The sequence below is a fragment of the Bacillus sp. GC_Bacil_1 genome, from assembly GCF_026540675.1.
GTDB classification, from domain to species: Bacteria; Bacillota; Bacilli; order Bacillales; family Bacillaceae_G; genus Bacillus_A; species Bacillus_A cereus.
This window is the reverse complement of sequence record NZ_JALNUG010000009.1, coordinates 127,371-150,305: the sequence shown is the minus strand read 5'-3', so window position 1 is coordinate 150,305 and position 22,935 is coordinate 127,371. Positions and strand designations below refer to the sequence as shown.

The following is a 22,935-nucleotide window of genomic DNA, read 5'->3' as shown; positions in this document are numbered from 1 at the left end:
ATAATGTTTCATCGTATTGAAGAAGCTCTAGAAGATTTAAAACAAGGTAAAGTCGTTATCGTATGTGATGATGAAAACCGAGAAAATGAAGGCGATTTTATTGCTTTAGCAGAGTACATTACACCAGAAACAATTAATTTTATGATTACACATGGCCGTGGTCTCGTTTGTGTACCGATTACAGCAGGGTACGCAGAACGTCTACAATTAGAACCAATGGTATCTCATAATACAGATTCACATCATACTGCGTTTACAGTGAGCATTGACCATGTTTCTACAACAACAGGGATTAGCGCTCACGAACGTGCAACTACGATACAAGAATTGTTAAACCCCGCATCAAAAGGCGCTGATTTCAATCGACCTGGACATATCTTTCCATTAATTGCGAAAGAAGGCGGTGTCCTGCGTCGTGCAGGTCATACAGAAGCTGCTGTTGATTTAGCGAAGCTATGCGGTGCCGAACCAGCTGGAGTTATTTGCGAGATTATAAATGAGGACGGCACGATGGCACGTGTACCTGATTTAATAGAATGCGCAAAACAATTTGATATAAAAATGATTACAATAGAAGATTTAATTGCTTACCGCCGCCATCATGAAACACTTGTGACGAGAGAGGTGGAAATTACATTACCTACAGATTTCGGTACTTTCCACGCAATTGGCTATTCTAACTCATTAGATACGAAAGAACATATCGCACTTGTAAAAGGTGATATTTCAATAGGTGAACCGGTACTTGTGCGTGTTCATTCTGAATGCTTAACAGGAGATGTATTCGGTTCACATCGCTGCGATTGCGGACCACAACTCCATGCAGCACTTGCTCAAATTGAGCGTGAAGGAAAAGGTGTTCTTCTTTATATGAGACAAGAAGGAAGAGGCATTGGGCTTCTTAATAAGCTTCGTGCTTATAAATTACAAGAAGAAGGATTCGATACTGTAGAAGCAAATGAAAAACTCGGCTTCCCTGCTGATCTTCGTGATTACGGTATCGGAGCACAAATATTAAAAGATTTAGGTTTACAAAGTTTACGATTATTAACGAATAACCCAAGAAAAATTGCTGGCTTACAAGGTTACGATTTAGAAGTAGTCGAGCGTGTACCGTTGCAAATGCCAGCAAAAGAAGAGAATAAATCGTATTTACAAACGAAAGTAAACAAATTAGGACACTTACTAAACTTATAATTAAAGGAGAGATTTATTATGGTATTCGAAGGTCATTTAGTTGGTACAGGATTAAAAGTTGGAGTTGTTGTTGGACGTTTTAACGAATTTATTACAAGTAAGTTACTTGGCGGCGCTTTAGACGGATTAAAGCGTCACGGTGTAGAAGAAAATGATATTGATGTTGCTTGGGTTCCTGGTGCATTTGAAATTCCTTTAATCGCTAAAAAGATGGCTAGTAGCGGAAAGTATGATGCTGTTATTACATTAGGTACTGTAATCCGAGGTGCTACAACTCACTACGATTACGTTTGTAATGAAGTAGCAAAAGGTGTTGCGTCTTTATCACTACAAATGGACATCCCAGTTATTTTCGGCGTATTAACGACAGAAACAATTGAACAAGCGATTGAACGCGCAGGTACGAAAGCTGGTAATAAAGGATATGAATCAGCTGTTGCTGCAATTGAAATGGCTCACTTATCAAAACAATGGGCATAAAAAAAGAGGCTTCGGCCTCTTTTTATTTTTTCACCTTTTTTTGTACATCTTTTATTAATTCATTCATCGTTTTTCCTTCTGTTTTTATATGAAGAGCTTGTGCTGTTCTCCATACATTCTCTCTTTTTTTCGCTTCTTCTATAATAGTAATTTCTTTTCTAACTTCCTTTAAATCTTTTCCTTCCGTTTTCAATCCAAAATGTTCAGCTTTCGTTCGAAAGTGTTGTTCGATTCTTTGTTGCATCTCTTTTTGTTCAGGATTTTCAGCAGCCTTAACTGGATCAGAACTTATTGCTTTTATTAAAATTAAACAAGTCATAATCGCTAATATGTATTTGTACATGTAAAATCCTCCAACCCAATATAAATTACATATTTACTATGTACAACTAGGGCTTGGAAAATTCGTCCACAAAAATTCTTTTTTCCGCTCAAAAACCAATAATATCAAGCGTTCACAACTATTTATTACATTTTATTTACAAAAAAAGCAAACCCTTTTACAAGTTTGCTTTTTCATCTATCTTATAATGCACACTCTTCAATCTCAAATCCTAAATCTGCAATCATACCCCAGTCTGCAGTCGGCTCTTGTCCAGCTGTCGTTAAGTAGTCCCCGACAAAAATAGAATTTGCTGCAAATAAACCGATTGGCTGTACAGAACGTAAATTGATTTCACGTCCTCCTGAAATACGAATTTCTTTTGTCGGGTTTACAAAACGCATCATTGCCAGTACTTTTAAACATTCTACTGGCGTTAACTCTTTTTGTCCTTCAAGAGGTGTTCCCTTTACAGCAACAAGGAAATTACAAGGGATAGAATCTGCATCTATACGTTGTAATTCAAATGCAATTTCAGCACGCTCTTCAATTGTTTCTCCCATGCCAAAAATCGCTCCAGAGCATGGAGAAATGCCCGCTTGTTTCGCTTTTTGAACTGTATCAACACGATCATCATACGTATGAGTTGAACAAATACTATCGTAATTATTTTCATGTGTATTTAAGTTGTGGTTATAACGATGCACGCCCGCTTCCGCTAAACGTCCTGCTTGATCTTCATTTAAGAAACCTAAACAACAACAAATCTTCAAGTCTGTCGTTTCACGAATTTCCTTAACTGCTCCAATTACGTGATTTACCTCTTTATCCGTCGGACGACGACCAGACGCTACAATACAATATGTACCTGCTTTACGGCGTATTGCTTCATGTGCCCCTTCTACAATCTTCTCCTGCGTTAACCATGCATATTTATCAATTGGTGCTTCTGAAATAATAGACTGTGAGCAATATCCACAATCTTCAGGACATAATCCAGATTTCGTATTAATAATCATATTCAATTTTACTTTCTTACCAAAGTGATGATGGCGAATAATGTAAGCTGCATTCATAATTTCTAAAACTTCTGTATCATCAGCTTCTAATATCGCTATTGCATCTTCTTTCGTAATCATTTTCTCTTCCACTACGTCGTATGCAAGTTTTTTCCAATCCCTTTTTGTTTGTACTTGTTTCATTTCATCTCTTCCCCTCTTTTGTTATATGCATAAATAAAGCATGATACGTTGCCATTATCCCTTCATTTCCCGTGAAGTCTCTTTCGTATATGCGCAGCATCGCACGAAAGAGTGAGGGACTTTGACAATATGATCCTTCATTGCTATTAGTCGCTCCTACTTTTCGAATAGAATGTAGAAATTCCTTAACTTCTGTAAAACTCTCTATGTAACATGTTTCAGAAACATGCACATCCCCTGTTTCTATCTTGCATATATGAAGCAACTGATCTTTCGAATAAAAACGTTGACCAATCGATGTTTCATTTTTTATATTTCTTTCTTCTTTCGCACGTTGGAACGAAGCATGCAATTCTTGAAATGTTTCATGTCCAAACGTTGAAAAGAGTAATATCCCATCTATAGACAAATGTTGAAATAAATTTCTTAACACTTGTTGTAAATTATTTAACCATTGAAATGTAGCATTTGAAATAATGACATCATATGATTCTTCTAATCGTAATCGCTCAATATCTTCACAGTGAAACGTTACATTTTTTACATTTTGTCTAGTTTGCGCAATTGCAATCATACTTTCAGCAAAATCAACTGCTGTAATATGTGCTTTCGGAAATAACTTTGATAATTGCTCTGTTACATACCCCGTCCCGCACCCCAGTTCTAAAATACGTATTGATGCCGTTTCACTATATCGTTCCTTTAAGATTGAAAGTAATGAATGTGCCATCTTTTTTTGTACATTTGCATATCGATCGTAAGATACGGCTGCCCCATTAAACCGTTTTTGTAGTAACGTTTTGTTGATCATGTCGTATCCCCTCTATAAATTGAATTATCTCATTTGCGCAATATTCAAAATTCGTCACACATAACGCATGCCCTGCATCACTTACTACTTTCAGCTCGCTGCTGCTATTCTCCGTCATACTACGTGCCGCAGACAATGGGCATATTACATCCTGTTCTCCGTGAATAAGTAGTATAGGTACTTTAATTTCTTTTAGTTCTTCTCTCATATCTGTTTCTATTAAATAATCCAAACCTAGTTGTAAAGACTGAATAGAATCACCTTTAAAACGGTTTACAATGTCTTCAAAGTTTTTATTCTCTTTTAGCTCATCTTTCGTAAACATATTTTCATAAAACCGCTTGAGCGTATCTTCTTTCCTTCTCGCCAAATTCCTTTTCAGCCGTTCTACATGCAAAGCATTCCATCCGTTACTGTAGTCGCTCGTATTTGTAAATTTAGCAGTACCACCAATTAATACGATGCCTTTTGCCTGAATCTTTTTATAAGCTTCAACTGCTGCTAACGCTCCTAGTGACCATCCAACTAAAATTACGTTGTCATTATGCGCTACATCTACAATTCGTTCCGCAAATTCACTTCGTTCTTTCACATTACGCCAATCTATGCTTTGAACAGGGTATCCTTTAAAATACGGAAATACTAAATCCCAAATATTCTCTTCCATTCCCCATCCTGGGATAAAAATAATCTTTAGCTCGTTCATACGAAAATCTCCTCTTCTTTCGCAATGTGAATAATTCGGTCAATAGCCCATTTTAAATCATCTATTGTATGTTGCGATGTAACTGCAAAGCGAATTCGAGAGCTATGAACCGGCACAGTTGGCGGACGAATTGCAATAGCCGCAATCCCTGCCTCTTGCAACCTTTTACTAAATCGTAAAGCATGTTCATTTGAACCGACTACAATCGGTACAATATGAGTTGAACTATTCCCAATATCAAAACCAGCATCCCTTAATTTAGTTCTGAAGTATTCTCCGTTTGCTATAAGGTTCTCTCTTCTTTCATTATCTTCTTTTACAATTTCAATTGCTTTTTGCACTGCTCCTAACGTACTTGGTGGTAAAGCTGTAGTAAAAATAAAGCTTCTCATCATATTTTGTAAATACTCTATATAAATTTCATCACCTGTCAAATACGCACCATAACACCCTAAAGCCTTGCTAAACGTCCCCATATGTATATCAATTTTTTGAGCAAGATTTTTTTCTATATGAGATAACCCAGCTCCGCCGATTCCATATATTCCACTCGCATGTGCTTCATCGACTATAATGATTGCCCCGTATTTCTCTTTCAGCTGTACTAAATCTCTCAAATAAGCAGTATCACCATCCATACTAAAAATGGTATCAGTTACGATTAATTTCCGCTTTTCAGGTGACGCTGTTTTCAACAGCTTCTCTAAATGATCCAAATCATTATGACGATACCTTTTATGCTCTGCCCCGCTTAATATGATTCCATCAACAATACTTGCGTGATTTAACTTATCACTAAAAACAATATCGTGCCGAGAGGCTAAAGAAGATATGGCACCTATATTTGCCGTATACCCACTATTTACAATTAAAGCTCTTTCAGTACCTTTCCAGTCACATATGCTTCTCTCAACCTCTTCATATAATGGATGATTTCCTACAACGAGACGAGAGGCAGTCGCTCCAGTTCCACATCTTTTTGTACAGGCAATAGCAGCTTCTTTTAACCTTTCATCTCCAGCTAACCCTAAATAATTATTTGACGCTAAATTTAACATCCTTTTTTTATCTCGAATAAGCCAAGTCTCTTCTGCCTTCTCTGTTACATATAAATTTCGATACTGCCCTTGCTCATGTAATTGTTGTAATTTAGATTGAAGATGCGCCCGCCACGTTTGATTCATTTTGGATAAACTCCTCTAATTTTGAAATCATAATATGTTCTTTTGCAGATTCCAATACTTCTTCTTTCGTAAACTCACCTTCAAAGAATGGTAATAATCCTAAAACTGGTACCCCGCTCAGCTCTTCAATCATCTCTTTATTTTCTTGCACTCTTTCCATTTCACATTCTTTGCAACCTGATAAAATGACACCCGCTACGGTTAAGCCATGCGCCTTTGCGTAAGCAATCGTTAACACTGTATGATTTACTGTTCCTAATGTAGGACGAGCTACTACAATAAGAGGCAACTGTAATTCTTTTGCAAAATCAATTACTAAAGCATCTTCTGTATATGGGACAGCAAGCCCACCTGCTCCTTCTACAAATAAGCTATTAAACTCTTTTAATAGTTCATTATAGCAATCAGTAATTTCTTTTAACTTTACTACTCTTCCAGCTCTTTTCATGGCAAGTCTCGGAGCAAGTGGTTCTTCAATAGAATAAGGGCAAATTTCATTTTCTTGTGTCGGTACACCTGATAGTACTTTTAACCTTGCCGCATCTCCCTCAGGGTTTGATGCAACATGCCCACTTTGTAACGGTTTATATACCCCTACGTTATATCCTAATTCTCTAAATACACCTGCTATAGCACCTGCAACTACTGTTTTTCCAACTTCAGTATCAGTTGCTGTTATGAAAAAACCTCTCATTATTCTCCCTCCGTAACATCTGAGATTGCCTTATATAAAATGCGTAACATATCATCAATCTCTTCAAAAGTAGAAGCAAGTGGTGGCATAAATACAATCGTGTTACCTAGCGGTCGTAAAATCATACCCAGCTCTCTTGAGCGTTTACATACTTGAACACCGACTCTTTCTGTCCAGTCAAACGCTTCTTTCGTTTCCTTATTCTTCACAAGCTCAATACCAACCATTAATCCGCACTGACGAATATCACCTACATGTTTATACGCAAAGAGCTTTTCTAATTGCGCTGTCACATAATCCGTTTTACGTGTCACGTCTTCTATTAAATTTGTTTTTTCATATAGTTCTAGATTCGCGATTGCTACGGCACACCCTAACGGATTACCTGTGTAGCTATGTCCATGGAAAAATGTTTTTTGTTCTTCATATTCTCCTAAGAAGGCATTATATATTTCATCTGTTGTTACCGTAACTGCAATTGGTAAATATCCACCTGTTAAACCTTTCCCAGCAGTTAAAATGTCTGGCGTCACATTTTCATGTTCACAAGCAAACATTTTCCCTGTACGCCCAAATCCAGTCGCTACCTCATCTGTAATAAATAATACATTGTACTTAGTACATAAATCGCGCAGTCCTTTTAAATATCCTTTTGGCATTGTAATCATCCCGCCAGCACCTTGCATTAATGGCTCTACAATGATGGCAGCTACTTCTTCATGCTTTTCTTTCAACAATTCTTCCATTTCTTCTAAATGGCTTTTTACAATTTCCTCCTTATTATTTCCGTAAGGAGAACGATATGTATATGGATACGGCATTTTAATCGCATCAAATAAGAGCGAACTATACACTTGGTGAAACAAGTCTATTGCTCCTACCGAAACAGCTCCAATTGTATCACCGTGATATGCTTCTTTTAATGTAACGAATCTTTGTTTCTTTCGTTTCCCTTTATGCTGCCAATATTGGAAAGCCATCTTAATTGCAATTTCAACAGCGGTAGAACCTGAATCAGAATAGAATACCTTCTTCAATCCATCTGGTACAACCTCAATAATTTTTTCTGCTAATAAAATAGATGGAACGTTAGCAAGTCCTAACATAGTAGAATGAGCAATTTTATTTAATTGCTCACGAATTGCTTCATCTAATTCCGGTACTTGATGTCCGTGAACATTTAACCATATAGATGAAACACCATCCCAATATTCATTACCATTTACATCGTATAGCTTTCTTCCCTCTCCACGTTCAATAATGACAGGATCTTCTTCTAAATAATCTTTCATTTGTGTAAATGGGTGCCATACGTAAGCTTTATTTTTCTCCGCTAATTCTTCATATGTATAAGATGATTTTTCAATCGTTCTACTATTTATTGTCACAATTGTCACCCCTAATGTTAACTTGTTTATAAATATAGTTAACATTAAATCCGAATGACTGTCAATTATTTTAAAATCAAATAGTTCTTAAAAAAGAACAACTTATCATACGATAAGTTGTTCTACTTTCCATGCTGTATCTTTCCAATTTCTAAAATAATTTCTTCATCTTTTTTTCCCTCTGTATCAATTCCAAGTTGCTTAGCGTGCTCAATTAATAAATCATGACGCTTCTCAAACCTAGCGGTATTCACTTCTTTCGTAACCTCTTCTTTTGTTTTCCCCTCAGTAGAAACTCCTAGTTTTTCTGCTGCTTTTTCCATTGATTTCTTCTCTTCTATTTCTTTTACTTTCTTCACTTCTGACTGTTGTATTTGCTTTTGTTTCAACTGCTCTGATTCAGCCGCAAAAGCTGTGTAAATTCCAGCACTTCCTCCAATAACTAATAAAGTGGTAAAAAGAATTATTTTTTTCTTCACTCTTTCCTCCCCCTTTCAAATTCATTATAACGTACATTTTTACAGCGTTAAAAACAATTCTCCTTTATTTCCCTAAAAAAATAGTTAATATTTTTATTGACATGTAAGATGAAAATATGATAAAAATTTAACTAACATCATATGAATCGGCGTTGATAGGATTTAGTAGTATTTCGATTTCTGATTTCAGAGAGCTGGTGGTCGGTGCGAACCAGTACAGAGCGAATTATGAATTACCCCCTGGAGCTTCTTTTACGAAACGTGAGGAGTAGTGAAAGACGGTTATAGACCGTTATGTCTAAAGAGTGGTGAAACGACACTGTTTCACAATTTAGGGTGGTACCGCGAATTTTTCGTCCCTGCATATATTGCAGGGGCGTTTTTTATTTTATAAGCGCATATCATATGACCCTTTATTTTGTGACGCATTCATTTCACAAGCTAGGGTGGTACCGCGATTTCTTCGTCCCTGCATAATTATATGCAGGGACGTTTTTTTATCCAATCATTTCCGTATCATATAGAAGGACTAACAATTACCGGTAATTTGTCACAAAATTCTAAATTTTAGAAGGAAATATACAATATTGGCGAATTTTATATAAAAAAGAGCTATTTTACATTACTTAGGAGGGGAAAACAATGGTTTCAAAAATTGAGTCTGTTCTTTTAACAATTTTTATCTTTTTCTGTATTGGTTTTAGTGTTATTCAATTAGAAGTTTCACCACACATCCCAATTTTATTTGGTATCGTTCTTTTATTAGCATTTGGATTCCTGAAGAGAATCTCTTGGTCTACTATGGAGAAAGGGATGATTAGTAGTATTTCAGCTGGTATTCCATCTATATTTATTTTCTTACTTGTAGGCGTATTAATTAGCGTTTGGATCGCAGCTGGAACTATTCCGACTTTAATGGTATACGGCTTCCAGCTTGTATCTCCAAAAATTTTCGTTCCAACTGTTTTTGTTGTTTGTGCAATTGTTGGAACGAGTATCGGTAGTGCTTTTACAACTGCTGCAACTGTAGGACTTGCTTTTATGGGAATGGGTACTGCCCTTGGATACGATCCAGCTCTTATTGCTGGTGCAATTATTTCTGGTGCATTCTTCGGAGATAAAATGTCTCCTTTATCTGATACAACAAACTTAGCGCCTGCTGTAACAGGTGTAGATTTATTTGAACATATTCGTAACATGCTTTGGACAACAGTGCCAGCTTTCATTATTGCATTTATCGCATTTTTCATTTTAGGAAGCGGATCTGGTGGAAACGTTGATTTCTCAGCATTTATTAATACACTAGAAAAAAATGCAACGATTTCTATCGTTACACTTATTCCTATTTTATTACTGTTCCTATTCGCATTTAAAAAGGTACCCGCAGTTCCAACATTACTTGCAGGAATTGTGGTAGGAATTATTATTCTCTTTATTTTTAAACCTAGCACTTCTTTAGCTGATTTAATGAAAATTATGCAAGACGGTTACGTTTCTAAAACTGGTATCAAAGATATTGATAGCTTATTATCTCGCGGTGGCCTGCAAAGTATGATGATGTCAATTGCTCTTATTTTCCTAGCTCTTTGTATGGGAGGATTATTACAAGGAATGGGCATTATAGCGCAGCTGATGAATATTATCTCTAGCTTCGTAAAAACTAGTACACGCTTAATTATTTCTACTGCTTCAACTGCAATTGGTGTAAACTTCTTACTTGGTGAGCAGTACTTATCCATCGTTTTAACAGGACAAGCATTCGCTAATAAATACGATGAAGTCGGTTTAGAACGTCGTAATTTATCACGAGTATTAGAAGATGCTGGTACAGTAATTAATCCACTCGTACCATGGGGTGTCAGTGGCGTATTCTTAACAAACGTTCTTAGCGTTCCAACATTCGATTACTTGCCATACGCAATCTTCTGTTTAGCGTGTCCAGTCGTAACCATTATCGTCGGCTTTACTGGATTCGGCCTTTCATGGAAAAAAGAAAAAGCAGTACCAGTTTCATAATATAACAAAAAGGATTACCAAATCGGTAATCCTTTTTATATTTCTCGACTATCTATTCGCTTTCTTTCTTCTAAATAACATAAGTAATCCCGCTCCAACAAACGCAAGACCAGCTCCAATTGTAGAAGCAATACTTGCACCTGTTTTCGGTAAATCACGTTCATCTTTTTCAGCTTCTTTATTTTCACTTACAGTTGTTGTTGTTTCTTTTGTATTTTGATCATCTGTTGTAGTTTGTCCAGATCCGGTATTATTTCCATCTTGCTTTGGTTCATTACCATTATTACCTTCTTCTGTTGGTGGTGTTGGGTTTTCTCCATTACCTGTTGGCGGTGTCGTCGGATTTTCTCCACCACCTGTTGGCGGTGTCGTTGGATTTCCTTCACCAGTTTCTTTATCATCATTCTTCTTCGTTATATCAATTGCATATTTCGCAAATTCATTTTCAGATGGTCCAACATATGAAATCTTTCCATCTTTCTTTATATACTTTTGTGCATTTGGTGAAGAATCAAATGTTGTATTTAATTTATCTGCAACAATCGGTTTAAATGTCCAATTTTGATCAGCTGCTGGATCAATATCTTTTATTTTTTGCATATACTTCACAATGATTTGACGTGTTTCATCTTGTGATTGGTATACAACTTCCCCTTTACTTACACCTGGGAACGTTTGGCTACTTCCACGATAGTTATTTGTAGCGACGATAAACTCTTGCTTGTCAGCTACTAGCTTACCTTCATATGTCATATTTACAATACGATTAGCATTTGCATTTACAACTTTTCCATCTTTATCGTATTTCGCCGGTTGTGTTACATCAATTTCGTATTTTAAGCCATCTAAAATATCGAAGTTATATGTAGGATAGCCTATATTTACTAACGGCTGTTCTTCTGTTTTCTTTGGATCAATTTGATTAAACTGACCTGCAGACATTTCAAGCCATTCTTTCACTTGTGCCCCATTTACTTTTACAGCATATAACGTATTTGGATACACGTATAAATCTGCAACGTTTTTAATTGCTAACGTTCCAGCTGGAATATCAGTATAATATGTCGCACCGTTTCGGCCACCTGCTTTAAATGGTGCTCCTGCAGATAAAACTGGAATATCTTTAATCTTTTCGTATTCTGGTTTTTTAAGTTCTTGTTCTACATACCATTTTTGCGCATTTGTCACAATTTGTACGGAAGGATCATCTTGTACTAATGAAAAATAACTATTAATTGGTGCTTTCGTTTCACCTACAGGTGTATTTACATATTCGATTGTCTTTTCATGTTCATCTTTAATTTCATTAACTAATTTTTGATCCGACTGTACTAACGGATTACCTTTACTATCAGCAATCTTACGAAGTGCTGGCTTAGGTTGATCCTTTTTTTGTACTTCCCATTTTCCGTTTACCTTTTTCAATTGCATATCAATAATACCTAAGTTACTGCCAAAAACGCCAGGCATTACAACTGGAACACCATTAAATATATCCTGCACTTCAGTATGTGAATGTCCCATTAATACTGCATCTACGTCAGGAACCTCTGTTAAATAATACGACGCGTTTTCCATACCAACGTTGTATCCACTTTTATCAACACCGGAATGAGCTAGTGCAACGATAACATCTGCACCTTCTGCTTTCATTTTTGGTACCATTTTCTTCGCTGTTTCAACTATATCTTTCGCTTTAACTTGTCCTTCTAAATTCGCTTTATCCCAATTCATAATTTGTGGTGGAACAAATCCCATTACACCAATTTTCACTATTTGTTTTTGGCCTGCTTCATCCACTACTTCTTTCTCTAAAATATGATATGGTCTATCAAAGTAATGCTCGTCATTCTCATCATTACCATCATGGTCATCTCTGTAGACATTCGAGTTAATAACCGGAATTTTTGTTTTACTAGTCACTTCCTTTAAATAATCTAAACCATAGTTAAATTCATGATTCCCAAGAGAGATGACGTCATACTTCATTAAATTCATTACACGATATAATGGATGGACATAGTTAGGATCAACAGGATTCTTCGGATCTTTTATTTTATTCGCTACGTAATCCCCAAGCGGTGTCCCTTGTAATGCATCCCCATCATCAAATAGGACAGAGTTTTTCACTTCTTCACGTGCTTTATTAACGAGTGTTGCAGTTTGCACGAGGCCTACTTTATTATCTGTTTTCGTTTGATAATAATCGTAATTCATTAAGTTAACGTGAATATCCGATGTTTCTAGAATTCGTAACTTAACTGTACTCTCCCCAGTGTTCTCATCTGCATGAGCTGTTGTTGGCATTACTTGCGGTGCTATAACACCAATCGCAAGAGTTGCTCCAGCTAGCATTTTTTTTGACTTTTTCACAAAAAATCCCCCTTATACAATTACCAGAAATAATGAAATGAATCCCTATCTGTCTCTAACCACATACCTTTTTTCTTCTATTAGAGACACAATTTTCATTTCACCCTGCGCTAACGAGTAGTCCCCTTAAACGCTCGATTGATGAAGACTAACAATTAATAGGAAATAAAGCTCCCACTAATTAAAATTTCACCTTATCTGACATTATCATATATAAAGTTCTTTCCTATCGTCAATATTTTTTGACAAACTTCAACAAATTTTCTGTAAAGTTATTATAAACTTTTCATAAACATATAATATGCCCTTACATTGCTAATACTGCTGAATATGATACAATTACCAATTACAAGGAGGATGAATTTATGAAAAAAGTCATCTTAACAATTGTTTGTCTCCTCCTTCTGATCATTTCTTATTCTTATTTTGAAAAGAACGACGAGACAAAACAAAATGAACCCGAAGAAAAAACAGAAAAAACATCTACTCCAAGTTGGATTGATAAGCAAACAAACGATTCCTTTTATCATCTCGTACTAGGTGATTCGCTCGCCAAAGGATATGGATCAACACAAGGTGGATTTGCTGAATTAGCCTCTAAACAAATAGAAGCACAAATTCATAAACCAATTACTGTAGAAAACCTTGGGATAAACGGTCTTACAACAGATCGTCTCGCTAAAAAAGTTCAATCAGAAGATGTAAAGCAAAAAATTAGAGCAGCAAATATCATTACAATTAATATTGGGGGAAATAATTTATTTCGCTTAAATCGTGATGTCGGTGTTATAGACGGTATTAAAATGTTAAATAAAGAAAAAGCTCATTTTGAAGCGGATGTAAAAAATATTGTAAAGACAGTCCGAGATCAAAATCCGGATGCTTTACTCATTCTTTCTGAACTCTATAACCCGTTACAACTCGATGACTCCATCGCAAGTTATGCAGATATGTTTTTAGACGGCTGGAATGAATCCGTTTATTCCATTGCAAAAGTGAATCAACCATCTATCGTTTTGCCAATTCGTAAATTAATATCGAATGATAAAAAAGAATTGCTCTTTGACCAAGTACACCCAAATGATAAAGGCTATACGATTATTGCCGATTCATTTACAAAAAAAGTATTGGCCTACAAATATTAAAATTCCCATGAAACAATTCTATTTTTATAACATGTCTTTTTTGTTACAATGATAGTGGAAGGGGGCCTTTATATGGAATCACGCGAGTGGGAACGTATTGTTGATCATCTTCTTTCGCTAGTGCCTCTTTTTTATCGCAAATTTATGCTTCCTGGAGAATTTTCTTCTCAAAGACATATGCCGCCATCACATACACAAGTATTACTGCTTTTGCATGAAAACGGCACATTAGCAGTTTCCGAAATCGGCAAGCGGCTAGCGATTTCACGGCCTAACATGACACCTCTATTAAACAAACTTATTCAAGAAGAACTAATAGAGCGTCATTATAGCGAAAAAGATCGACGGGTCATTTTAATTTCCCTAACAGCTGAAGGGAAATTATTAGTAAATCAGTATCAGCAATTCATTTTAGACAAACTAAAAGAAAATTTCCAAACATTATCTGAGGAAGAGCGCGAAAAGCTCATTCATTCTCTTCAAACCATTCAAAATTTAATTTTGAAAACAAACGTATAAAGCTGCTTCTAAATAGAAGCAGCTTTATGATTCGTAATAGTTACCATAGTACACATTGGAATATGGCCATGTTGTTAAATATGGTTTTTTTTCCTGTGTAGGCTGTTGTTGTGGTAATTGTGGTATTTGTGATAATTGCTGTAATTGTTGTTGCCGATATAATTCGTATTGTCTACTCGTATCATAAACCGGATAATAATTTACATATGGATATACTTGAGGTACGTAATAATAATACATTATCCTCTCCTCCTTTTTCTTAAACATATTCAAAGGAGAAAATGGATGTGACATTGTTTATAATTGTACAAGTGGTTCTCTCACTCGTTTCTTCCTTTTCTTCAAGCGTAACTTACGGTTCTTTTCGTATAAATAATGCACAACGAAATACGAAATGAGACCAAACACAACTCCTAAAATCGTCATTCCAATTAATACATACACTTCACTTTGTAATAAGCTCTTTAATATCGTAAAAATGTGACTTGAAAACAAGTCCGATATCGTAAATGGTTCATGATGAATTTTCTGTACATGGAATGGATAAATCATTTTTCCTAGCGCATACGCAAGCGGAAATAAAAATACTGGGAGAAACGATATTTTCCCAATAATATTGCCAATAACTGCCGCAGGAAAAGATCCCTTTGCTAACCTGACGATTGGATAAAATATTACATATACGAGCGATGCCGTATAAATGACTAACATTTCTAAGCCGAATCCTATAGCAAACCCTAACGATACTTTCTTTGCGCCTTCTGGCGATCGAAGCAACTTATAATATTGAAACTTTAATATTCTCCACATCCGCTGAAAAAACGAATATGTTTTCTTAGTTGTTTTCACCCTCATCATCTCTTTAACTATATTTTTATATGTAGTATGTCCTTACACACTCTGAAAAACAAATTTAGTTTTCTCTTTTATTATAAATGATATCGAAATGGTTAACCAAATATACATCCGACATTTTAATATAAAAAAACCTCCCTTTTAGGAAGGCTCTTCTACATTTCTAAATAAACTCACTAATAACGCTTTTTGAGCATGCAATCGATTACCAGCTTGCTCAAATACGATAGACTGTGGTCCATCTATAATTTCGCCTGTTACTTCTTCTTCACGATGGGCAGGTAAACAGTGTAAGAAACGATATGTTTGTTTCGCATGCTTAACAAGTTCGTTATTGATTTGGTAAGGTTGAAATAAAGAATATTTCTCTTCTTCGCCCTCTTGCCCCATGCTCATCCAAACGTCAGTATAAATGAAATCTGCTTCATTCACCGCTAATTCAGGATCATGCAAAACTTCAATTTCAGCTCCTGTTTCCTTGGCAATCGCTAAAGCTTTTTTTACAATCTCCTCATTCGGTTCATACCCTATAGGCGTTGCAACAGTCATATGCATTCCAACTTTTGCACTAGCTAACAACAATGAATGACATACATTATTTCCGTCACCTACGTAAGCTAATTTTATTCCTTTAAATGTATTTGTTTCTTCATATATCGTCATGAGGTCTGCCAATGCTTGACAAGGATGATGGTCATCCGTTAATCCATTAATAACAGGAATACTCGATTCTTTTGCAAGCTCTTCTACATCCGCGTGTGAGAATGTACGTATCATGATCCCGTCAATATACTGCGATAATACTTTCGCAGTATCTGAAACGGTTTCTCCTCTTCCCATTTGCATCTCTTTCCCACTTAAAAACATACCATGTCCCCCGAGTTGTACCATTCCCGCTTCAAAAGATACACGAGTACGAGTTGAATGCTTATCAAAAATAAGCCCTAATATTTTGCCTTGTAATAAAGGCTCTTGCTTATTCTTTTTTAAATATATAGCGAACTCAATTAAAGAAATAACTTCTTCTTTCGTTAATTCTTCTAGTGTTAAAAGATCTTTCGTATTTAATTTCGGTACTTGTAAAGTTGACATGAAACTTCCCCCTTATATGATTGATACGTTTTTTGTACAAACTACTTTTTTTATTATATATACTGCCTGTTCTAACTCTTCATTCGTGACAATGAGTGGCGGTAATAGTCTTATAACATTAGGGCCTGCTTGTAATACGAGAAGTCCTTCGTTTTCTAGTTGTTCTATAAAACTTGCAACTTCATGCTTACACTCAATCCCAATCATAAGCCCCTTACCACGTATATTTTGAATACATTCGACATGCTGTAATTCCTCTTGCAACTTCTCTAATACATACTCGCCTTTTTCTTGTACTTCTTTTAAAAACAATGGTCTTTTACTTACTTGCAATACTTCTTTCGCTGCAGCCATCGCGATGTAATTCCCGCCAAAAGTTGAACCGTGTGATCCTGCAGTAAACGACGTTCCGAGCTCTTTCCGGCCAATCATTGCTCCGACAGGAATCCCATTCCCAAGTGCTTTTGCAACGGTAACGATATCAGGCTCTATTCGCACTTGTTCATAAGCGAATAGTGTTCCAGTTCTTCCTATCCCCGTTTGTACTTCGTCTATAATAAATAAGGAACCGAACTTATTACATAATGTTTCAATCTCTTTCAAAAAAGATAGATCAGCAGGTATTACTCCTCCCTCTCCTTGAACTACTTCTACCATTACCGCCGCAACTTCTTCATTCATTACTTCCTCTAATGCTTTAATATCGTTAAAAGGGATATGTAAAAAAGATGGAAGTAATGGACCAAATCCTTCTTTTACCTTATCTTGGCCTGTTGCACTCATCGTTCCAAATGTTCTACCGTGAAAAGACTGCTGGCATGTTACGACGAGAGATTTTCCAGTATGCTTACGTGCTAACTTTAAAGCCGCTTCATTTGCCTCTGCCCCACTATTACAGAAAAACACATAATCTAATGCTCTATTTTCTGTTAATAATGACGCAACTTCTTCTTGTAAGCTGTTTGTAAACAGGTTAGATATATGCCATATATCATCAAGTTGCTCTTGTACACCTTTGAGAACAGTAGGGTGACAATGTCCTAAATTACATACGCCAATTCCTGATGTAAAATCTAAATATTGCTTACCTTTATTATCAATAACTTTCGTTCCAGTTCCCTTTACAAACTCAATAGTTCTTCTACCATACGTTTGAAAAAGATGACTCGTCATGCAATACTCACACCTTTCGTTACCGTCGTTCCAATACACTCTCCCGTAACCTCAGTAAAATCTTTTGTACCATTCACAATACTTATCTTTTGCACTCCCATTTTTAATGATGCTAGTGCCGCCTGTACTTTCGGAATCATCCCACCTGTAATAACACCTGTTTCTATAAAAGTTGCAATTTCAGATTCATCCGTTTCCTTTACCAAATTCCCTTCATGTAATATTCCATCTACATCCGTAATAAAAATAAGCTCTTTTGCCCCTAACGCGGCCGCAATCCCAGCTGCAGCATTGTCCGCATTTATGTTATAAATTTCATTACCATTTATCCCGATTGGAGCAATAACAGGAATATAATTCATATTCATTAGCCCTTTTAATAAGGATGTTTCGACATAACTTACTTCTCCCACATATCCTATCTCCTCGCTGACAGGTTGAACTTGAAGTAAATTGCCGTCACACCCTGAACAACCTACAGCAAGTAAATTATGCTTTTGTAAATTCATTACGAGTTTTTTATTCGTACTTCCGCATAGCACCATTTGAACAACATCCATAACTTCTTTTGGTGTTACGCGTAATCCATCTCTTTTTTCTACGTTGATGTTACAATCTTTTAATTTGGCATCAATTTCTGGCCCACCACCATGGACAATCACTACTTTATACTTCTGCTGTAATTTCTTTATACAATCAAAAAACACATCATTTAATTGATTCAACATACTACCGCCGCATTTCACTACAATATAATCGCTCATCTTCTCTCTCCTTATGTACGATAACAAGCATTTATTTTCACATATTCATAGCTTAAGTCACAGCCCCAAGCTGATCCTGTCTCTTCACCTAAATGTAAGTACACATTAATCACTATTTCATCTTCTTGTAATCTCTCTTTCATTTCTTCTTCAGAAAATATTTGAGGCTCACTATTTTTTAATACCGATATAGATTGAAGAGTAATGTCAATTGTGTTCGGATTAATAACTACTTCACTTTGTCCAATACTGCTAATAATTCGCCCCCAGTTTGGGTCTTCACCATGTATTGCTGTTTTCACAAGACTCGAACCGACTATTTGCTTTGCAATTTTTTTTGCCTCTTCATTCGTTTGAGCTCCTAGCACATTTACTTCTATTAACTTCGTAGCGCCTTCACCATCTTGCGCAATTTTTTTCGCTAAATCTTCACATACCTTCTGTAAAGCACCTACGAAAGTTTCCCAATCTGTATGTTCCATATTTATCGGCCTTGTTTCTGATAATCCACTTGCCATAACGATGACCATATCATTCGTAGAAGTATCTCCATCTACCGTAATTTGATTAAATGTATGATTCGTTATTTGTGATAACGCTGTTTGCAATACGTCATGCTCTATATGAGCATCTGTCGTAATAAAACTAAGCATCGTTGCCATATTCGGATGAATCATCCCTGAACCTTTTGCAACACCCGCAATCGCCACTTTCTTCCCATCAATAATCATTTCATAGCAAGTTTCTTTCGTTATAAGATCCGTCGTTAAAATTGCTTCAGAAAAACAATATGCTTCACTTTCTTCCTTCGTCGGTATAAGAGTTGCAACTCCCTTTCGGATTATATCCATCGGCAGTGGAACACCAATTACACCTGTTGAAGCTACTGCAACGTAATTTTCTTTCATCCCAAAATGTTCCGCCCCTAATGCGCGCATCTCGTATGCGTCTTGTAATCCTTTCATTCCAGTACAAGCATTTGCATTTCCACTATTAACGATAATTGCTTGTAACTTCCCTTCTGCCGTTATACTATCCTTCGTTACTTGCAAAGGAGCTGCTTGTATTTGATTCGTTGTATACACAGCGGCACATGATGCTGGTACATCACAAACGATGGCACCTAAATCCTTTTTCTCCTTTTTTAAACCATTTGCAGTACCAATTGCCGAAAAGCCTTTCGGCGTTACAATTGAACCATTTTCTAATTTTGTAATAGACGCTACTTTAATCATCATGTCCCCCTTATACATAAAGCGGCATATGTTGTAAACCTGTTGTCTCTTCTAGTCCCGCTATTATGTTTGCATTTTGAATCGCTTGCCCAGCCGCGCCTTTCATCATATTGTCTATAACAGAAACGACCGTAACTCTTTCAGCTCTTTCATCGTAAGCTATGCCAATATCACAATAATTTGAGCCTCTCACTTCTTTTGGACTTGGAAATTTCCCTTGCGTACAAATTCGGATGAAAGGCGATTGTTCATACGTTTCTTCATACAATTTTTGAAGTTGCTTTATTTCCATCTTTTGTTTTACTTTTGCATAAAGTGTGATCATGATTCCTCGTGATATCGGTATTAAATGTGTGCTAAATGTAATTGGCTGTGATCCACTATTCCATTCTGTAAGCATTTGCTCAATCTCTGGAACGTGCTGATGCTCATTCACTTTATAAATGTGCAAGTTATCATATAGCTCAGGAAAGTGAGTCATTGTTGTTGGTGTTTTACCTGCTCCTGATACCCCTGATTTCGCATCAATAATAATCGAATCTTCTTCAATCATGCCGCTACGTACTAACGGCGCTATCGCTAGCAATGTGGCTGTAGCAAAACATCCTGGGTTTGCAATTAAATTTGCCTTTTGAATCCCAGTCCTTTTCCATTCACTTAACCCATACACTGCTTTTCTAAGAATTTCTTCTTTCGCTGCTGGCCTTTTATACCACAGTTCATATGACGAAGGATCTATCATACGAAAGTCTCCAGATAGGTCAATTACTTTTAAACCTTCTGCTAATAACTTGGGAGTTAACTCCGCCGATACTCCTGCTGGGGTTGCTAGAAATACGATTTCTGCTTCTTTTCCTATCGTCTCCACATCAATCTCTTGTAACGTATGAAAAAGGACATTTCGAAGATGCGGATATACATTTGTTATACACTCACCAACTTGTGAAAAAGAATGGAGAGATGCTATCGAAAAATATGGATGTTGTTCTAATAAACGAATTAACTCAATGCCCCCATATCCAGTGGCTCCAATAATTGCGACTTTCATAAGTTCCTCCTCATATCGATTCTTTAAATTAAGTATGATTATAATATTGTATATTTATAGAGTCAATTAAATATTTATAAATTTTTAAATCTAAAAAAACTTAATTTTATTAGAAAAACAATATACTCAACCGGATTTTTATACAAAAATAGTGCATAGTAGTTTTTTTATTTCACTTCAAGTACAATAGAACAATACATACGTACATACAGGCGGGGAAAAATATGAACGAAAAATTAATTGAGAAAATGATTATAAAAAGTTTTCAACAATATCAATGCAGTCCAATATCAAAAGAAGATCAGGAAATGCTAGTGAAACATATTCAAACGGTGACTCATTCAAATATTGAAATTGAGGATATTGTTTATGATTATGTAACTGGAAAATAATAAAAAATAGGAGATTTCCATATGGAAATCTCCTATTTTTTACTTAATGATTTACCTGCTACACGTTCAAATAAACCTGGGAATAAAGCATAAAGTTTCGGGCCAATTCCCATCCACTTCGGTAAGTTTACTTCACGTTTTTTCGTGTGCATCGACTTTACGATTTGTTCTGCTACGTATGTTGGTTTTAACATGTAACGTCCCATATTCTTTACATATGTACCAGATTGATCCGCTATTTCAAAAAAGTTTGTATCTATCGGACCTGGATTAATTGCTGTAACATAAATATCTGTATTCGCTAATTCCATGCGTAAACTATTCGTAAATCCTAATACGGCATGTTTCGTTGCTGCATAAGCACTCGATTTCGGAGTTGCAATTTTTCCAGCAAGTGAAGCAATATTAATAATATGTCCTTCATTCTTGTTTACCATATAAGGTAGTACCGCTTTCGTACATGCTACTAATCCAAATACATTTACTTGGAACATATCTTTTACTTCACCCATTGATGCATCTTCAAACGTTTTAAAAATACCAAATCCCGCATTGTTTACTAATATATCAATACGTCCCACTTCTTGTAATACCTTTGAAAAAACAGACTGTACTTCCATCTCTTCACTTACATCTAATACATAATAATAGCAAGGCGTATTATAAGTTTCTTTAATTTTGTCTACTAACGCTTGTAGTTTCTCTTCTGTTCGAGCCATTAATACTGGAGTCGCTCCCTGTGCTGCAACTTGCATTGCAACTTGCTCACCAATCCCACTAGAAGCACCTGTAATGACGATTACTTTATTTTGTAAACGTCCTGTCATTGCTGTCACCTACTTTGCATAATAAATCAATTGTTGCGATGACTCATCAATCATCACTTGTTGATTATATGCTAAATAGTCCAATTGTCCAACCGTTTCTGAAATAGTAAGTGGTAATTGTTCTTTATATAATACCGGAAATAGTTTTACACATACTTCAAATGCTGTCATTGGTTTTTCCTTTAATAACTCAAGTACTTTAAAAGCACGTGTTTCTTGCTTTTGTAATCTCGTTTCAATAAGTTGTTTCACATTTAGAACATCTTCCCCATGCCCTGATAAAATGCGTGAAATATTCATTTCGCTTAAACGCTGTAATGTTTGATTATATTGTAGTAATGGGCGTGCCCGTTCTGTTTGCCCTTCATATGGTGGTTCTAGTATTGGATTCGAAGAAATATGACTAATGAGAGCATCTCCACCAATTAATATTCCATCAGATTCTCTATATAAAGAAATATGAGTAGAAGCATGACCTGGTGTTTCAAGCACTGTAAATCCAGGCAAAGAATTAATACGATCTCCTTCTCTCACAGTATGCGTTAACGATCTATTACAAGAATATTTAAGTGTCCTCGTCGTCAATAACGAATCGTCTTTCAAAAATGCTGCTGGCACACCAAACTGTAAGGCCGTCTCTCTAAAAAATTCATGATACCGCTTTAAAAACTCTGGATTTTGTGTGATCCAAGGCTCATTCCAAGGATGTCCAATAATATTCGTCTTCTCAGAAAATATATTTAAAAGTCCACAATGATCTGCATGATGATGCGTAATGACTACTGTTTCAATATCTTCTATCGTATGTCCTAATGTACCTAATTGACTTTCTAACGCATTTCTTGCCTCTTCTGTATTCGTCCCTGTATCAATTAATGTTAATGTCTCCCCCTCAACTAAAAACACATTCACAGTTTCCACTGCAAATGGTACAGGAATCTCCATTCGGTGAATCGCCGTCATGCTTAGCCCCCCTGTCTCTTTCCGGTTCAAAAATGAATACTTCTTCAGTTTACAACTTCTATATATATTT

At 36.0% G+C, this 22,935-nt stretch carries 24 protein-coding genes and 1 other annotated feature; of the genes, 6 read left to right on the top strand and 18 right to left on the bottom strand.

Going from position 1 to position 22,935, the window contains the following annotated elements:
* Positions 1–3: 3 nt before the first annotated feature.
* Together ribBA and ribH are read left to right on the top strand one after the other, a co-directional pair.
* Positions 4–1,197: a bifunctional 3,4-dihydroxy-2-butanone 4-phosphate synthase/GTP cyclohydrolase II gene (ribBA, locus tag OXT04_RS15705; protein WP_000468981.1), complete on the top strand. Its 1,194-nt coding sequence runs from the start codon at positions 4–6 to the stop codon at positions 1,195–1,197.
* A gap of 18 nt (positions 1,198–1,215) precedes the next feature.
* Positions 1,216–1,677, top strand: a complete 462-nt coding sequence (gene ribH, locus OXT04_RS15700; RefSeq protein WP_000230895.1) for a 6,7-dimethyl-8-ribityllumazine synthase — start codon at positions 1,216–1,218, stop codon at positions 1,675–1,677.
* Positions 1,678–1,699: 22 nt separating this feature from the next.
* On the opposite strand, the gene OXT04_RS15695 is transcribed toward ribH, so the two are convergent.
* From OXT04_RS15695 to OXT04_RS15660, 8 genes are all read right to left on the bottom strand, one after another.
* Positions 1,700–2,020 carry a hypothetical protein gene (locus OXT04_RS15695; RefSeq protein WP_000280032.1) on the bottom strand — a complete coding sequence of 107 codons (321 nt, stop codon included), beginning with the start codon at positions 2,018–2,020 and terminating at the stop codon, positions 1,700–1,702.
* Between the two features lie 182 nt (positions 2,021–2,202).
* On the bottom strand, positions 2,203–3,201 hold the full coding sequence (gene bioB, locus OXT04_RS15690) for a biotin synthase (protein WP_000815858.1): 999 nt from the start codon (positions 3,199–3,201) through the stop codon (positions 2,203–2,205).
* Between the two features lies 1 nt (position 3,202).
* A complete protein-coding gene (bioC, locus tag OXT04_RS15685) occupies positions 3,203–4,012 on the bottom strand; it encodes a malonyl-ACP O-methyltransferase BioC (RefSeq protein WP_000608912.1) in 810 nt (269 codons plus the stop codon).
* The gene (locus OXT04_RS15680) at positions 3,978–4,718 is read right to left on the bottom strand and encodes an alpha/beta fold hydrolase (RefSeq protein ID WP_090977115.1); all 741 of its coding nucleotides are present in this window, start codon (positions 4,716–4,718) and stop codon (positions 3,978–3,980) included. The genes bioC and OXT04_RS15680 overlap by 35 nt, the downstream gene beginning before the upstream one ends.
* A complete protein-coding gene (gene bioF / locus OXT04_RS15675; RefSeq protein WP_001077298.1) occupies positions 4,715–5,902 on the bottom strand; it encodes an 8-amino-7-oxononanoate synthase in 1,188 nt (395 codons plus the stop codon). The genes OXT04_RS15680 and bioF overlap by 4 nt, the downstream gene beginning before the upstream one ends.
* Positions 5,868–6,596 carry a dethiobiotin synthase gene (gene bioD, locus OXT04_RS15670; protein ID WP_267415766.1) on the bottom strand — a complete coding sequence of 243 codons (729 nt, stop codon included), beginning with the start codon at positions 6,594–6,596 and terminating at the stop codon, positions 5,868–5,870. Before bioD ends, bioF begins: the two co-directional genes overlap by 35 nt.
* Positions 6,596–8,029, bottom strand: coding sequence for an adenosylmethionine--8-amino-7-oxononanoate transaminase (gene bioA / locus OXT04_RS15665; RefSeq protein WP_139213261.1), 1,434 nt, complete (start codon positions 8,027–8,029; stop codon positions 6,596–6,598). Before bioA ends, bioD begins: the two co-directional genes overlap by 1 nt.
* Positions 8,030–8,106: 77 nt before the next feature.
* Positions 8,107–8,463, bottom strand: coding sequence for a hypothetical protein (locus OXT04_RS15660; RefSeq protein ID WP_000726902.1), 357 nt, complete (start codon positions 8,461–8,463; stop codon positions 8,107–8,109).
* 143 nt (positions 8,464–8,606) lie between these two features.
* Positions 8,607–8,827, top strand: a binding site (T-box leader).
* A gap of 278 nt (positions 8,828–9,105) precedes the next feature.
* Between OXT04_RS15660 and nhaC the strand changes: the two genes are divergently transcribed.
* Positions 9,106–10,479 (top strand): Na+/H+ antiporter NhaC, encoded by a 1,374-nt coding sequence (gene nhaC / locus OXT04_RS15655; protein WP_000253737.1) that lies wholly within the window; start codon positions 9,106–9,108, stop codon positions 10,477–10,479.
* 48 nt (positions 10,480–10,527) lie between these two features.
* On the opposite strand, the gene cpdB is transcribed toward nhaC, so the two are convergent.
* On the bottom strand, positions 10,528–12,852 hold the full coding sequence (gene cpdB, locus OXT04_RS15650; protein ID WP_267415753.1) for a bifunctional 2',3'-cyclic-nucleotide 2'-phosphodiesterase/3'-nucleotidase: 2,325 nt from the start codon (positions 12,850–12,852) through the stop codon (positions 10,528–10,530).
* A gap of 365 nt (positions 12,853–13,217) precedes the next feature.
* On the opposite strand from cpdB, the gene OXT04_RS15645 reads away from it, so the two are divergent.
* On the top strand, positions 13,218–13,997 hold the full coding sequence (locus OXT04_RS15645; RefSeq protein ID WP_000755838.1) for a GDSL-type esterase/lipase family protein: 780 nt from the start codon (positions 13,218–13,220) through the stop codon (positions 13,995–13,997).
* Between the two features lie 72 nt (positions 13,998–14,069).
* On the top strand, positions 14,070–14,516 hold the full coding sequence (locus OXT04_RS15640; RefSeq protein WP_000445819.1) for a MarR family winged helix-turn-helix transcriptional regulator: 447 nt from the start codon (positions 14,070–14,072) through the stop codon (positions 14,514–14,516).
* Positions 14,517–14,540: 24 nt separating this feature from the next.
* Here OXT04_RS15640 and OXT04_RS15635 read toward each other — a convergent pair whose 3' ends face one another.
* The 7 genes from OXT04_RS15635 to argC form a co-directional block, all read right to left on the bottom strand.
* Complete coding sequence (locus OXT04_RS15635; RefSeq protein WP_000291956.1) at positions 14,541–14,756, bottom strand: hypothetical protein; 216 nt, start codon at positions 14,754–14,756, stop codon at positions 14,541–14,543.
* 57 nt (positions 14,757–14,813) lie between these two features.
* Positions 14,814–15,374: a DUF2062 domain-containing protein gene (locus OXT04_RS15630; RefSeq protein WP_002005691.1), complete on the bottom strand. Its 561-nt coding sequence runs from the start codon at positions 15,372–15,374 to the stop codon at positions 14,814–14,816.
* 138 nt (positions 15,375–15,512) lie between these two features.
* Positions 15,513–16,463: an ornithine carbamoyltransferase gene (argF, locus tag OXT04_RS15625; RefSeq protein WP_000105795.1), complete on the bottom strand. Its 951-nt coding sequence runs from the start codon at positions 16,461–16,463 to the stop codon at positions 15,513–15,515.
* Positions 16,464–16,475: 12 nt separating this feature from the next.
* Entirely contained in the window at positions 16,476–17,636 is a 1,161-nt protein-coding gene (locus tag OXT04_RS15620; protein WP_000200545.1) for an acetylornithine transaminase, read from the bottom strand.
* Complete coding sequence (gene argB, locus OXT04_RS15615) at positions 17,633–18,400, bottom strand: acetylglutamate kinase (RefSeq protein WP_016512331.1); 768 nt, start codon at positions 18,398–18,400, stop codon at positions 17,633–17,635. The genes OXT04_RS15620 and argB overlap by 4 nt, the downstream gene beginning before the upstream one ends.
* Positions 18,401–18,411: 11 nt before the next feature.
* Entirely contained in the window at positions 18,412–19,635 is a 1,224-nt protein-coding gene (gene argJ / locus OXT04_RS15610) for a bifunctional glutamate N-acetyltransferase/amino-acid acetyltransferase ArgJ (RefSeq protein WP_000598386.1), read from the bottom strand.
* A gap of 10 nt (positions 19,636–19,645) precedes the next feature.
* Positions 19,646–20,683, bottom strand: a complete 1,038-nt coding sequence (gene argC, locus OXT04_RS15605; RefSeq protein ID WP_000861239.1) for an N-acetyl-gamma-glutamyl-phosphate reductase — start codon at positions 20,681–20,683, stop codon at positions 19,646–19,648.
* A 224-nt stretch (positions 20,684–20,907) separates the two neighbouring features.
* On the opposite strand from argC, the gene OXT04_RS15600 reads away from it, so the two are divergent.
* Positions 20,908–21,075, top strand: coding sequence for a YqzH family protein (locus tag OXT04_RS15600; RefSeq protein ID WP_267415742.1), 168 nt, complete (start codon positions 20,908–20,910; stop codon positions 21,073–21,075).
* 32 nt (positions 21,076–21,107) lie between these two features.
* On the opposite strand, the gene OXT04_RS15595 is transcribed toward OXT04_RS15600, so the two are convergent.
* Both OXT04_RS15595 and OXT04_RS15590 read right to left on the bottom strand, forming a co-directional pair.
* A complete protein-coding gene (locus tag OXT04_RS15595; RefSeq protein ID WP_000147794.1) occupies positions 21,108–21,902 on the bottom strand; it encodes an SDR family NAD(P)-dependent oxidoreductase in 795 nt (264 codons plus the stop codon).
* A gap of 9 nt (positions 21,903–21,911) precedes the next feature.
* Positions 21,912–22,865 (bottom strand): MBL fold metallo-hydrolase, encoded by a 954-nt coding sequence (locus OXT04_RS15590; RefSeq protein ID WP_000125133.1) that lies wholly within the window; start codon positions 22,863–22,865, stop codon positions 21,912–21,914.
* Positions 22,866–22,935 lie beyond the last annotated feature (70 nt).

What these genes read in the sequence shown, in the direction of transcription:
- argB (WP_016512331.1), bottom strand. Translation starts at nt 18,400, where the DNA reads ATGAGCGATTATATTGTAGTGAAATGCGGCGGTAGTATGTTGAATCAA.
- OXT04_RS15635 (WP_000291956.1), bottom strand. Translation starts at nt 14,756, where the DNA reads ATGTATTATTATTACGTACCTCAAGTATATCCATATGTAAATTATTAT.
- bioB (WP_000815858.1), bottom strand. Translation starts at nt 3,201, where the DNA reads ATGAAACAAGTACAAACAAAAAGGGATTGGAAAAAACTTGCATACGAC.
- ribBA (WP_000468981.1), top strand. Translation starts at nt 4, where the DNA reads ATGTTTCATCGTATTGAAGAAGCTCTAGAAGATTTAAAACAAGGTAAA.
- argC (WP_000861239.1), bottom strand. Translation starts at nt 20,683, where the DNA reads ATGAAAGTCGCAATTATTGGAGCCACTGGATATGGGGGCATTGAGTTA.
- argJ (WP_000598386.1), bottom strand. Translation starts at nt 19,635, where the DNA reads ATGATTAAAGTAGCGTCTATTACAAAATTAGAAAATGGTTCAATTGTA.
- OXT04_RS15645 (WP_000755838.1), top strand. Translation starts at nt 13,218, where the DNA reads ATGAAAAAAGTCATCTTAACAATTGTTTGTCTCCTCCTTCTGATCATT.
- argF (WP_000105795.1), bottom strand. Translation starts at nt 16,463, where the DNA reads ATGTCAACTTTACAAGTACCGAAATTAAATACGAAAGATCTTTTAACA.
- OXT04_RS15620 (WP_000200545.1), bottom strand. Translation starts at nt 17,636, where the DNA reads ATGACGAGTCATCTTTTTCAAACGTATGGTAGAAGAACTATTGAGTTT.
- OXT04_RS15595 (WP_000147794.1), bottom strand. Translation starts at nt 21,902, where the DNA reads ATGACAGGACGTTTACAAAATAAAGTAATCGTCATTACAGGTGCTTCT.
- bioA (WP_139213261.1), bottom strand. Translation starts at nt 8,029, where the DNA reads ATGTTAACTATATTTATAAACAAGTTAACATTAGGGGTGACAATTGTG.
- OXT04_RS15640 (WP_000445819.1), top strand. Translation starts at nt 14,070, where the DNA reads ATGGAATCACGCGAGTGGGAACGTATTGTTGATCATCTTCTTTCGCTA.
- OXT04_RS15630 (WP_002005691.1), bottom strand. Translation starts at nt 15,374, where the DNA reads ATGATGAGGGTGAAAACAACTAAGAAAACATATTCGTTTTTTCAGCGG.
- bioD (WP_267415766.1), bottom strand. Translation starts at nt 6,596, where the DNA reads ATGAGAGGTTTTTTCATAACAGCAACTGATACTGAAGTTGGAAAAACA.
- bioC (WP_000608912.1), bottom strand. Translation starts at nt 4,012, where the DNA reads ATGATCAACAAAACGTTACTACAAAAACGGTTTAATGGGGCAGCCGTA.
- OXT04_RS15590 (WP_000125133.1), bottom strand. Translation starts at nt 22,865, where the DNA reads ATGACGGCGATTCACCGAATGGAGATTCCTGTACCATTTGCAGTGGAA.
- OXT04_RS15600 (WP_267415742.1), top strand. Translation starts at nt 20,908, where the DNA reads ATGAACGAAAAATTAATTGAGAAAATGATTATAAAAAGTTTTCAACAA.
- bioF (WP_001077298.1), bottom strand. Translation starts at nt 5,902, where the DNA reads ATGAATCAAACGTGGCGGGCGCATCTTCAATCTAAATTACAACAATTA.
- nhaC (WP_000253737.1), top strand. Translation starts at nt 9,106, where the DNA reads ATGGTTTCAAAAATTGAGTCTGTTCTTTTAACAATTTTTATCTTTTTC.
- OXT04_RS15695 (WP_000280032.1), bottom strand. Translation starts at nt 2,020, where the DNA reads ATGTACAAATACATATTAGCGATTATGACTTGTTTAATTTTAATAAAA.
- OXT04_RS15680 (WP_090977115.1), bottom strand. Translation starts at nt 4,718, where the DNA reads ATGAACGAGCTAAAGATTATTTTTATCCCAGGATGGGGAATGGAAGAG.
- ribH (WP_000230895.1), top strand. Translation starts at nt 1,216, where the DNA reads ATGGTATTCGAAGGTCATTTAGTTGGTACAGGATTAAAAGTTGGAGTT.